Annotated in this window: 13 protein-coding genes; 5 read left to right on the top strand and 8 right to left on the bottom strand. The window is 30.8% G+C overall.

The genetic code is table 11. The annotated features are described in order from the left end of the window. Positions 1-184: 184 nt before the first annotated feature. From E5Z56_RS10425 to E5Z56_RS10390, 8 genes are all read right to left on the bottom strand, one after another. A complete protein-coding gene (locus E5Z56_RS10425; RefSeq protein WP_175405464.1) occupies positions 185-1,594 on the bottom strand; it encodes a hypothetical protein in 1,410 nt (469 codons plus the stop codon). 31 nt (positions 1,595-1,625) lie between these two features. After that, on the bottom strand, positions 1,626-2,222 hold the full coding sequence (locus E5Z56_RS10420; protein WP_138157734.1) for a tetratricopeptide repeat protein: 597 nt from the start codon (positions 2,220-2,222) through the stop codon (positions 1,626-1,628). 193 nt (positions 2,223-2,415) lie between these two features. Further along, complete coding sequence (locus E5Z56_RS10415; protein WP_232842440.1) at positions 2,416-2,691, bottom strand: integrase core domain-containing protein; 276 nt, start codon at positions 2,689-2,691, stop codon at positions 2,416-2,418. A gap of 29 nt (positions 2,692-2,720) precedes the next feature. Beyond that, positions 2,721-3,353, bottom strand: coding sequence for a helix-turn-helix domain-containing protein (locus tag E5Z56_RS10410; protein WP_175405463.1), 633 nt, complete (start codon positions 3,351-3,353; stop codon positions 2,721-2,723). 378 nt (positions 3,354-3,731) lie between these two features. After that, the gene (locus E5Z56_RS10405) at positions 3,732-4,493 is read right to left on the bottom strand and encodes a GNAT family N-acetyltransferase (RefSeq protein WP_138157731.1); all 762 of its coding nucleotides are present in this window, start codon (positions 4,491-4,493) and stop codon (positions 3,732-3,734) included. A gap of 165 nt (positions 4,494-4,658) precedes the next feature. After that, complete coding sequence (gene metF / locus E5Z56_RS10400) at positions 4,659-5,519, bottom strand: methylenetetrahydrofolate reductase [NAD(P)H] (protein ID WP_138157730.1); 861 nt, start codon at positions 5,517-5,519, stop codon at positions 4,659-4,661. Further along, entirely contained in the window at positions 5,519-7,792 is a 2,274-nt protein-coding gene (gene metE / locus E5Z56_RS10395) for a 5-methyltetrahydropteroyltriglutamate--homocysteine S-methyltransferase (RefSeq protein ID WP_138157729.1), read from the bottom strand. Before metE ends, metF begins: the two co-directional genes overlap by 1 nt. 183 nt (positions 7,793-7,975) lie before the next feature. Next, entirely contained in the window at positions 7,976-8,509 is a 534-nt protein-coding gene (locus tag E5Z56_RS10390) for a methylated-DNA--[protein]-cysteine S-methyltransferase (RefSeq protein WP_138157728.1), read from the bottom strand. A 90-nt stretch (positions 8,510-8,599) separates the two neighbouring features. Between E5Z56_RS10390 and E5Z56_RS10385 the strand changes: the two genes are divergently transcribed. The 5 genes from E5Z56_RS10385 to feoB all read left to right on the top strand — a co-directional run bounded on the left by E5Z56_RS10385 (position 8,600) and on the right by feoB (position 12,684). Continuing rightward, on the top strand, positions 8,600-8,905 hold the full coding sequence (locus tag E5Z56_RS10385) for an MGMT family protein (protein WP_138157727.1): 306 nt from the start codon (positions 8,600-8,602) through the stop codon (positions 8,903-8,905). 155 nt (positions 8,906-9,060) lie between these two features. Continuing rightward, on the top strand, positions 9,061-9,936 hold the full coding sequence (gene pdxS, locus E5Z56_RS10380; RefSeq protein ID WP_138157726.1) for a pyridoxal 5'-phosphate synthase lyase subunit PdxS: 876 nt from the start codon (positions 9,061-9,063) through the stop codon (positions 9,934-9,936). Positions 9,937-9,938: 2 nt separating this feature from the next. Next, entirely contained in the window at positions 9,939-10,511 is a 573-nt protein-coding gene (pdxT, locus tag E5Z56_RS10375; protein WP_138157725.1) for a pyridoxal 5'-phosphate synthase glutaminase subunit PdxT, read from the top strand. 162 nt (positions 10,512-10,673) lie between these two features. After that, positions 10,674-10,901: a hypothetical protein gene (locus E5Z56_RS10370; protein WP_138157724.1), complete on the top strand. Its 228-nt coding sequence runs from the start codon at positions 10,674-10,676 to the stop codon at positions 10,899-10,901. Beyond that, complete coding sequence (gene feoB, locus E5Z56_RS10365) at positions 10,894-12,684, top strand: ferrous iron transporter B (protein WP_138157723.1); 1,791 nt, start codon at positions 10,894-10,896, stop codon at positions 12,682-12,684. Before E5Z56_RS10370 ends, feoB begins: the two co-directional genes overlap by 8 nt. Positions 12,685-12,721 lie beyond the last annotated feature (37 nt).

The raw sequence follows: 12,721 nt of genomic DNA, 5'->3' as shown, positions 1-12,721 counted from the left end.
ATTGTAAAATTATTTTCTCACAATCATATTTATATCTTTATATACTAAAGCAGAAACCCTTATCAATATTGCTTAAGGGTTTCTGCTATCTTAAATTAGTTTTAATGATAATTATTGTATATTCTTTTTAAAAAGTAATATTAGTTATATTAAAGGAATTTAAATATCGTAATACGCAAACCCATTAATCTATATTATACTTTTTACGGATACGGTCGGACATATCGTAAATTCTCCATTTTTTATGAGAATCTATAAGTGATTTAGCAACCTTATCACTATCCTTTAATCTTTCTGAATAATAATTAACACTGGCACTACCTTCATAAATATCAAGTAAAGCAAGCTCCAGATTATCTCTTAATCTAGTGCTTAAATATTGGTAAAAATCAGTAGATCTATTCTTATGTGTATGTTTAATTGCAAATACAGCAGTATCATAATCATCCCTAAGTCTAGGAGAAACCCATTTTATATTATAAGGATTAGCCTTTAAAGCAATTCTTACATACTCATCAATATCTCTATACGGAATCATACAATCCATTCGTAGAGCATAGCCGTTTACATTAGAAAGTGCTAGTTTTATATACTCTACATTATTTCTAACACTCTCATTTATATATTGTATCGCTTCACCATTATTATTAAGAGCCACATTTATAACATCATCATCACTATTGAATTCTTGAAAATTTTCTAATAATGTACCACAATACTTAACTGCAATTAATACTGCATCTTTTTGATTGAACATATATTTTGGTAACTCTGATACTAAACTGTGATTTTCTTTAAAAATTGAATTCAATACATTTAGCCAATGAGTTCTTGTGTTATTATCTAAAGATTTACTACAAAGTATAGCTATATCATAAGGAATTACTTCTAAATTTTCTTGGTTATATCCATCAACAAAATTTAGAAATTCATTGCATCTATTTTCCGGCATATTATATTTTTTACATAATTCTGTAAATCTTTCTTTGTTAACTACAATTGATATTATCTCATTTGTCACTTTGTCTAAAGCAATATATTTATCAGGTAAAGTGTCATATTTCTTCAATTTTTCATCAGGGTATATACCGAATATTGAATGGTACAATCTTCTTAAATATGTAAATTTAGAATTGTCATAAACAACTCTGCAAAAAGGATTATTATAATCATAATTTTCAATTATCATTGATGACAATTTTTCTAATATGTCACCTGATAAACAATCTGCATTAAACATAGTACAATCATACTTATTACTGTATATATATTTGTTTCTAATATACATACACAAACCAAAATGATTACTAAAATTATCAGGATGATCATATAGATATTCTTTTTGTTTTTTAGTTAATTCCGAATATACATCATTTGCAATTTTTGAAATTAATTTTTCTTGCTTCATCCTTCTCATCCTTATATTAAAATAATATTCTCCAATAGTATTTAGTAATTCTTTAGAAGGTTCTTTTATGATTTTATACTCAATAAAACCATCTTCATCTTCTGTTCTTTTAAAGTAATCAGAATAATTATTATATATCTCAGTAGCAGTATCATCTTCATATAATATTGTGCCAATTTGTATCATATTCATAGGTACACCTTATTTCATTAATACTCTAATCGTCAATAAGTTTTAATAAGCAGTCTTTTGCATCTTGAAGGACTTTTTGGGAATATGGGTCACCCTCTGCTATACGCTTTTTGATACCTTGAATACATTTTAAGGATATAGCCAATTTATCACCATATTCCTCTAATTCATCAGGATAGTACTTCATCATTCTAAGCATAGCATCAGGTGCTACATAATAATTATCAAGGTCATTAAGTGCCATTTCAAAAGCTCTTCTGTATAGTTTATGAGAATACTCAATTCTCTTTGGCAAATCACCATTTCTATACATATCACCTAGTTTATATACGGCAGGAATATCTCCAAAGATAGCAGCCTCTTCCCAATAAGATTTTGCTTTTTCTTTATCAACCGGAATACTTCTTCCATAATAATAACAGTATCCTAAATTGCTAAGTGCAGTTACATTACCCAAGTTTGCTGATTTTTCGTATAGGCTAATTGCCTTTTCATAATCTTTTGCATTATATGCATCTGCACCTTCATTAAGATAAATCACATCTTCCGGTAGATCTATTTCTTCTTCATCAAAATCAAATTCATCCTCAAAGTCGTAGTCATCGTTATAATCATCATTCATAATAATATACCTCTTATAAAAATATTTTTAGATAATTTAACTATAGCACAAATATGTACATAATACAATATGTTGATTTATAACGTAATACTTTTTAATCTGTGTTGTAAATAGATATGACCCATTTTAGGGTAAAAATAAAATACGATTTAATATTTCGCTTGTTTTACTGACTTTTGATTATGAATATTAATTAATGAATGGATTTCAATTCTAACTTTTCACTCAATAACTGCATTGGACTCTTGTAATCAAGTGTTCTCATTGTTTTGTTATTACTCCATTCCAAATGTCCTTTTAATTTTGTGTTTAATTCTTCAATATTTCTGAATGTTTCCCATTCATAGAAATATCTTTGGTCGTTTCTATGACTTCTTTCTACCTTTCCGTTGTGCCAAGGTGTTCGTGGTGGTATTAATTTATGATTTATACCTAGTTTGTTTAATTCTATTTCAAAAGGACTTTTCACTTCACTGCTCTGATATTTATATGTGAACTCTATTCCGTTATCTGTTTGAATAGTCTGTATTTTAAACGGAAATTTTTCAATAACATTTTCAAGAATTTGGTTGAGTTTTCAGGTGTATGTTCTTCAAACCCATATACAAATCTCATCCTTGTACATTCATCTATTGCAGTCCATTGATAAAAATGCTTTCCGTCCCTTAAAGCCTTACCTCTTAAGCAATTATATGGCACTTCTTTTACATCTATCTGCACCTTTTCTCCAGGTATTAACAGTTCCGGATATCTTCTATGCTTACGGCTCTTTTTCTTGGTCTTTTTATATTTTACTAAGCCCATTCTTTTAGCTGCATATATCATTCCTGAGTAGCTTCTTGTATATCCTTTTCTCTTTAAATCACTGTATACTCCATCCCATCCATATCTTTCATAGCACTTTTTGAAAGAATTTCTAATTTGTCTTTCTTCTCTTTTTGTGTGCCTGTTAGGATGACTATGTGGTCTGTGTGATTTAGGCAATAGCGATTGCCAGGTACCGTCATATTGTTTACACCATCTCTTTACGCTTGAAAGACTTACACCGTACATTCTACTTGCTTTGCTTTTTCCTTTTTTTAGTGCGTATTTTACTATGGCTTGCTTTTTCTTTGCTTCTTGTGTTATCATATTCATGAGGAGTACTTCTTTCTTAGGTTAATGTTTTTTTAGCGATTCCATTATACCATATTTTGAAGTTACTCCTCTTTTTTATTGGGTCATATCATTTTAGCACATACATTGATTTATAACGTAATACTTTTTAATTTATTAACTAAATAAGGAGTAATGAAAAACTTACAATATAATACATTAATTAAAAAAGTACCTGTTAATTAACAGATACTTTCTCTTGTCGTATGTACTTTTTAAATTCCGATAATATACAAGCTATGTTATTAAATCACAATGGTAAATTTAGGTTACCAAAAATAATTCACATTTCTAAATGTTTGAATGAAATTCAAAATTCAAATTTCACCATATTTTTATAATTGTAAAATTAACTTACTCTAATTCATATGGGCCTTTGGCATAGAAATAAAAGAGTTTTGTGGCAAAGGTTGAGCCTAATTTCTTTTGGAAGTTAAGGGCAACTTCGTTATGCAAAGAAACCATAAAGAATGGAATTTTATTGTCCTTTAGCACTTGTTCAACTACATAAGACTGCAATCTTGTGGCTATATTTTGTCTTCTGGCATTTGGGTCAACATACTGAAAGCCTAATGAGGAATCTTTATGCACGCCCATATAACCTTTTAAGACATCATTATCTTCCAGTACCCACATTTGTTTTTGGTTAATTCTATTTAACAGTTGATTATGTCCTGACCTTGTATAAGTTTTTTCAATATAGGACAAATCATTTTCTGTTGCTAATCGTATTCCTGAATAATCAAAATTTGACTTTGAGTTAACTTGTCCGTTTATAAAATCTTCATGATAAGTAAAGATTGAAAATTCACTTAGTAACTTTGATATTAACTTATTATTTGTATAAACTGCAATATACTTTTCATTTTCTATATACGGTCTTAACAATTCTCTTAGCTTATCTTCTGTTAAATCACTTGGAACTGTTCCCATTACTGCAAGCCATGGTTGGTATGTTAAATTCTCAGCAATATAAAAATCATCAACTGCATAAAGCATATTAAAATTACCATTTACTAGAACATAATAGTCGTTGATGTAATTTAGTATTCCCTCTTTTTCAATTAAGTTATTTAATGGGAATGGTACTTTTTCTAACTGAACTAAGTTATTCATTTTATCACCTTGTTAATTAAATATACTCAAATTATAGTATATTTAAACATAAACTACAATACTTTTAAATTTAATATTAATGAAGTCGGCTAACATAATAAAATGTTAACCGACTTTTAGGGTATATAGAATATTGGGTAAATCAAACTTAGTTAATAACAATTACTAAATAAAATTATGAATTTCAGTTGAAATTCGTTTTGCTACCATAGGATTATTCATTGTATAAATATGAATACCATCTACATCACTTGTAAGTAAATCTATGATTTGGCTTATGCCGTAGGACATACCTGCATCAAAAAGTGCATCTTTATTACTACTAAACTTATGTACAATTCTTTTAAGTTGTGGTGGAATTGTAACACCACATAATGATACCATTTTCTCAAGTTGAGATTTACTGATAGCAGGCATAATACCGGCTATAACAGGTACATCAATATCAGCTACTTTGCACTTTTCCTGAAAATCATAGAAATAATTGTTATCAAAAAATAATTGAGAAAGTAATACTTCAGCACCTGAATTGACCTTTTCTTTTAGGTGCTTAATGTCATCTACAAAACTCTCAGACTCAGGGTGACCTTCAGGATAACAAGCTCCTAATAAGCAAAAATCATATTTAGACTTCATATATGCAATTAAATCTGAGGCATATTTAAAGTCATTCTTAGCTTGAACATTAGGAACTTTATCTCCTCTTAAAGCAAGAATATTCTGTACACCTGACTGTTGTAACTGTCTTGCTATTAAGTCAATTTCATCCTTACTATAATTTAGGCAAGTTAAATGAACAACAGGTTCTATATTGTACTTTTCTTTAATTTTTCTAGCAACTTCTATGGTGCTGTTACAGTTTTCACTGCCACCTGCACCAAAAGTTACGCTGATAAAATCAGGATTAAGTTCACACAAAATATCAAGTGTTTCATCAATACTGCTTAACTCACTGTTCTTTTCAGGTGGGACAATTTCAAAAGAAAGAGTTTTCTTGTTATCTTTATATAGTTCAGAAACTTTCATTACTTTACTTCTTTTCTAATAATTTTTGCAGCCTCAACCATATTCTGTAGGCTCTTTTCAGTTTCAGGGATACCTCTTGTTTTTAGACCACAGTCAGGGTTTACCCATAGATTTTCTTTTTCAATCTTAGTTAGCATTAAATGAAGTGCATTGACAATTTCTTCAACTGATGGAACTCTTGGTGAATGAATATCATATACACCCGGACCTACTTCTGTTTCGAAGTTATGCTCCTTAAGTGAAGTTAAAATCTGTAAATCTGAACGAGATGCCTCAAATGTAATAACATCAGCATCCATATCATCAATAGCAGGGATAATATCTGTAAATTCACTATAGCACATATGTGTGTGAATCTGAGTATCTGCTTTAACTCCACTATGAGTTAATCTAAATGCAGGTATTGCGAAGTCAAGATATTCTTTCTGCCAATCTGACTTACGAAGTGGTAGCTTTTCTCTTAAAGCTGCCTCATCAATTTGGATAACTTTAATTTCGTTCTTTTCAAGGTCAAGAACTTCATCACGAATAGCAAGTGCAATCTGTGAAATAGAGTCCTTAATAGAAATATCTTCTCTTGGGAATGACCAGTTAAGAATTGTTACAGGACCTGTAAGCATACCTTTCATAATCTTCTTTGTTAAAGATTGAGCATATACTGACCAATCAACTGTAATTGGCTTTTCACGATACACATCACCCCAGATAATTGGAGGCTTAACACATCTTGTGCCATATGACTGTACCCATGCTTTTTCTGTAAACAAGAAACCACCCAGTGCTTCACCAAAGTATTCTACCATATCGTTTCTTTCGTACTCACCATGAACAAGTACATCAAGACCGATTTCTTCTTGAAATTTTACACATTCAGCAATTTTCTTTTTGTTGAATTCTACATATTCTTTCTTGGATATTTCACCTTTTTTATATGCTGAACGGTTAGCCTTTACTTCCTTAGTCTGTGGGAAGGAACCGATAGTTGTTGTTGGGAATAATGGTAGGTTAAGTTCAACCTTTTGTAGTTTCTGTCTTTCTATTCTTGCAGGTAGTCTTGTGTAGTCCTTATCTGTAACATTGCATAGTCTGTCATGTACAGCCTGATTAAAACAATCTCTCTGTTCTGTAAATAGCTTCTTATTATTCCTGAATGTTTCTTCATTTCCATAATCATTAGAGTCAGCTAAAACCTTTAACTCTGATAGTTCAACCAGCTTTTCTTCAGCAAATGAGAAATGAGAAAGATACTTAGTATCTAACTTTGTTTCATGCTTTAGAGTATATGGTACATGAAGTAATGAACAAGAAGTTGAAAGCACTGTGTTAATACCCTTATTCTTCAAATCATTAAGAGTTTCAAGTGTCTTTTCATAATGGTTCTTCCAAATATTTTTACCATTTACAAGACCTGCAAATAGAACCTTATCACTTGGAAAACCAAACTTATTAACTAAGTTATATGTTTCTTTACCTTCAATAAAATCAAGACCAATACCATCAAAAGGCTTGTTGACTAAATCAGCATAAACATCTCTTACATCACCAAAGTATGTTTGTAAAAGGACTTTGCAATTTTCCTTAATTGAAAGGATTTCATCATAAATCTTGTTAAATAATGCTAGGTCATCACTTATCATATCCTTTACAAGTGATGGTTCATCAATCTGTAACCATTTAACATCATTTTCTTCACACTTAGCGACTAAATCCTTATACGCAATAATAACTGCATCTACAAAATTTTCACAAGTTTTGTTGCCTGTAAATCTACATAACTTTAGTAAAGTATATGGTCCGATAACAACAGGTTTTGTTTCGATACCTAAAGACTTTGCTTCATTGTATTCGTCAAATAGTTTGTTTCCAACTAACTTAATTTCTGTATCATCCTCGACTTCAGGGACAATATAGTGGTAGTTAGTGTTAAACCACTTTTTCATTGCAAGAGCTTTAACATCACCTGAAACACCTTGAAAACCACGAGCCATAGCAAAGTAAGTATCAAGGTTAGAAAGGTTAAGTTCCCTATATCTATTTGGGATGATATTAAATAAGACTGCTGTATCTAAAGTCATATCATAGAAAGAAAAATCGTTACTTGAAATAAAGTCAATGCCGGAATTTTTCTGTGTATTCCAATGAATTTCACGCAAAGACTTTGCAGTATTTAAAAGTTCATTCGATGTAATTTCTTTTCTGAAATATTTTTCAGATGCAAACTTAAGTTCTCTTAATGTACCGATTCTAGGGTATCCAATTACTGATGTTTTCATAATATTCTCCAAATCAAAATTTATATTTTACCGATATTTATATCGCTTGGTGTTAATTATATAACAATCACTTTGATTTGTATAATATATATAATTATAAGTTTGCTATAGCTTTAAGCTATAGCAAGGATAGTTTTGAACATCAGTTTTAAAATCAAGTTTATTATTATTTAAATTTTTTTATTATAGTGCAGTGCCTTTCTTTGGGATAAAAAGATTTTTCATATCTGTTTTTTCTAACTTAAGTAGTTGAATCTTTTTATCTATTCCACCGGCATAACCGGTTAAGCTACCATTTGTACCAACTACTCTATGGCAAGGGATAATAATTGAAATGAAATTATGACCGACTGCACCACCTACTGCTTGAGATGACATTCTTTCAATACCTTTTTCTTTAGCTATTATATTTGCAATCTCACCATAGGTCATAGTTTTGCCATATGGAATAGTGAGCATAACTTCCCATACTGCTTTACGAAATGGTGTTGTTTTCATCAATAACGGTGGTGTAAAATCAGGTTCTTTACCACTAAAGTAAATATCAAGCCACTTTGTTACTTCTGTAAAAATAGGAAGTGATTTTTCTATATGCTCTCCTTTTATTGAGTCGGCATAATATTTTTGTCCATCAAACCATAAACCAATAAGATAATCACCATCACTAGCCATTGTAATTCTGCCAAGTGGTGAATTGTAGTAATATGTATAAATCATTATAAAACCTCTTAAAATTTGATTTAGTTTATATTTTATTATATCATAAATAATATACGATAATAAGACAAATTTTAGAAAGGAATAGCAATGGCATCATTAAACAGTGATTTAATATATGAGGTATTGGCAGTAGTTGATGAGATACCTAAAGGTAAAGTTGCAACATATGGGCAAATTGCAAGGCTTATCGGCAGAGATAAAAACTCAAGACTTGTAGGTAAAGTGTTGAGCATTTCTGAATACTACGGTAAATATCCTTGTCACAGAGTAGTTAATCATCAAGGCAGATTAGCACCACATTGGAATGAACAAAAAGACCTTTTGATTGCTGAGGGTGTTACCTTCAAAAGTAATGGTTGTGTAAACTTAAAGCTTCATCAATGGGATTGCTGATATTTTAATTATTCATAACAAGTTTCTTTATTAAAACATAACATTTATAAAATTTCAATCTGGTATTATTAATTAATATCAAATTGGTAGTTTTAATATAACCAAATAATTTGTATAATTGTGGCAACAGTTTTGAAATGAAAGGAAAATTTGTTATGAGTAACGAAAGATTTGAATTAAATAAGAATTTAGCACAAATGCTAAAGGGTGGCGTAATTATGGACGTTACTACACCTGAACAGGCTAAGATTGCTGAAGAAGCAGGTGCTTGTGCAGTTATGGCTCTAGAAAGAATCCCAGCTGATATTAGAGCTGCCGGTGGTGTTTCTAGAATGAGTGATCCTAAGATGATTAAGGGTATTCAGGACGCTGTTTCTATTCCTGTTATGGCTAAGTGCAGAATCGGTCACTTTGCAGAAGCTCAGATCCTAGAAGCTATTGAAATTGACTACATTGATGAAAGTGAAGTTCTATCTCCTGCTGATGATGTTTATCACATTGACAAAACAAACTTTAAAGTACCATTTGTATGTGGTGCTAAAGACCTTGGTGAGGCACTAAGAAGAATTAACGAAGGTGCATCTATGATTAGAACTAAGGGTGAACCGGGTACAGGTGATGTTGTTCAGGCAGTTAAGCATATGAGAATGATGCAGTCTGAAATCAGAAGACTTGTTTCTATGAGTACAGATGAACTATATGAGGCTGCAAAGCAATTACAAGTTCCTTACAACCTTGTTCAGTATGTTCACGAAAATGGTAAGCTACCTGTTGTTAACTTTGCTGCCGGTGGTGTTGCAACTCCTGCTGATGCTGCTCTAATGATGCAGTTAGGTGCTGAAGGTGTATTCGTAGGTTCAGGTATCTTTAAGTCAGGCAACCCTAAGAAGAGAGCTAATGCTATTGTTAAGGCTGTTACTAACTACAATGATGCTAAGATGCTTGCTGAACTTTCTGAAGACCTTGGTGAAGCTATGGTTGGTATCAACGAACAGGAAATTGAAATTCTAATGGCTGAAAGAGGAAAGTAATAATGGTTGTTGCTGTTTTATCTTTGCAAGGTGCAGTAATTGAACATATCCAAATGCTAGATAAACTAGGTGTTGAAACTTTTGAAATCAGAAAAAAGTCTGACCTGGATAAGCACTTTGACGGTTTGATTATTCCCGGTGGTGAAAGCACAGTACAAGGTAAATTACTTCATGAACTTGATATTTATGATACATTAAAAGAAAAGATTGAAAATGGTTTGCCTGTATTCGGTACTTGTGCCGGACTGCTACTTCTTGCTAAAAGTATTGATAATGACAATAAGACTCACTTAGCTACTATGGATATTACTGCTATGAGAAATGCTTATGGCAGACAGTTAGGCAGTTTCTATACTAACAGTTCATTTGATGATAAAGGCGAAATTCCTATGACATTTATCAGAGCACCTTATATTTCAAGTGTTGGTGATAATGTTAAGGTACTTGCAACAGTTGACGGTAAAATTGTTGGTGCAAGACAAGGCAATCAGCTTGTAACTGCTTTTCATCCTGAATTAAATGATGACTTAACTGTACATAAATACTTTGTAGATATTATCAAAGAAAATATGTGATTTTCCCTTTTCGAGAAATTCATATTATATATTACGTAACCGATGGATGTTTTCTGTATTATTCAGAAAGCATCCATTTTTTATTACCTATTTATCCATATACAATCACAATAATAAAACCATTACATAATTTATAGTGACTAAAAATTTTAAGGTGATTGTATGTCACAAGTAATAGATTTATGTAAAGCTGAATTAAACAAAGACTATATTGTTCACAAGATTAAAAATAACAACAAGGTTTATGAAAATTACGGAATATTTGAAAATGCACCTATTGTACCTTTATACAGAAGTATGGGTAAAAATATTTCTGCTTACAAAACTTATTACGGTATATTTGCTATTAGAAATGAAACTGCCGAAAATATAAAGGTGAGAAATGTGTGATAAAAATTTAGTAATTTTAATTGGTAACCCTAATGTGGGCAAAAGTTCTATATTCAACAGACTTACAGGGGATAATCAACACACAGGTAATTGGACAGGTAAAACTGTTGAATGTGCAGAAGGTAAGCTAAAATGCAACAAGGATATTTGTATTGTTGATTTACCAGGTATATATACTTTATGTGCTGCTAATGCAGAAGAAATTTGCAGTAAAAACTTTTTGTTACAACACAAAGATGCACTTGTTATAGTTGTTGTTGATGGTAATAACATATACAAAAGCCTTACACTTATTGAGGAAGTTTCTAACATAACAAGTAATGCAATTATATGTATCAATCAATATAAAAGTGCCGTGAAGTCCGGCACTAAAATTAACATAGATAAGCTAAAAGAAATACTGAAAATTCCTATTGTTACTACAGAGGCTACTGACAGAAGTTCACTTGATATACTTAATAATATAATAAACATTAATATTAACAATCATTTTCCCACACCTATAAAACATAGAAAACTTAATAAGGAAAATATCATTAAAGAAGTTGTTGATGACAGGTGTAATGACAGACAAAGAAAGTTAGATAAAATCTTCACTTCAAAAGTTACGGGCATTCCTATAATGTTTCTGTTACTTGCAATGGTACTGTATATTACTATTATCGGTGCTAACTATCCCAGTGACTTTCTCAGTTATGTATTTGCTAAAGGTGGAGAATATCTATATGAATTTTTAAACTATATTTCTTTGCCTAGTTATATAATTTCTTTAATATGTGACGGTGTATATAGGACAGTAACATGGGTAGTTGCAGTTATGCTACCACCTATGGCTATCTTCTTCCCTATATTTTCTTTGCTTGAGAATTTTGGATATTTACCTAGAGTTGCATTTAATTTAGACAGAGTGTTTTGTAAAGCTAATTGCAGTGGAAAACAAGCATTAACTATGTGTATGGGTTTTGGTTGTAATGCTTGTGGTGTAACAGGTTGTAGGATAATCAACAACAGAGAGCAAAGGTTAAATGCTATTGTTACAAATAATTTTGTACCATGTAACGGTAGGTTTCCTACACTTATTTCTATTATCACTATATTTATGACTTCTTACTTTAACAGTAAATTACGGTCACTTGTGTCAGCATTAATTCTTACGGGATTTATAATATTAAGTATTATTGTTTCTATGGGTATTTCATTTTTACTTAGCAAAACTATCTTAAAAAATGAAAACAGAGATTTTGTAATGGAAATGCCTAAATACAAGAAACCTAAAATTATTGCTACTATTTATGAGTCTATTAAGAACAGAGCAGTTTTTGTTTTACTTAGGGCTTTGGTTGTGGCTTTACCTGCCGGTGCTATAATTTGGTTATGTGGTAATATTAAAATTAACGACTACACTATATTAAGTTATATTGTAAATTTCCTTAACCCTATCGGAAAAGTCTTTGGACTTGACGGTGAAATACTTATTGCTTTGTTGCTAGGTTTTCCGGCTAATGAAATTGTAATTCCTATTATGCTAATGGCTTATAGTGGTAGCAGTACACTTGTTGAATGTAGTGACTTAGGTTCATTAAGTAACCTATTAATCAGTAACGGTTGGACAATAAAAACTGCAATTTGTATGATAATAATTGTATTAATGCACTTTCCTTGTTCAACTACTTGTCTTACTATTTATAAGGAAACAAAAAGTAAATTATGGACTTTGATTTCTATATTATTACCTACAATTACAGGGTTAATGTTTTGTTTTCTTATAAATATAGTTATGTAAAAAGGTATCTCACTTACTTACTAAAGTTTGTGAGATA

Source organism: Ruminococcus bovis (genome assembly GCF_005601135.1).
GTDB lineage: Bacteria > Bacillota > Clostridia > Oscillospirales > Acutalibacteraceae > Ruminococcoides > Ruminococcoides bovis.
The sequence above is the reverse complement of the archived record's forward strand: the minus strand, read 5'-3'. Positions and strand labels throughout refer to the sequence as shown.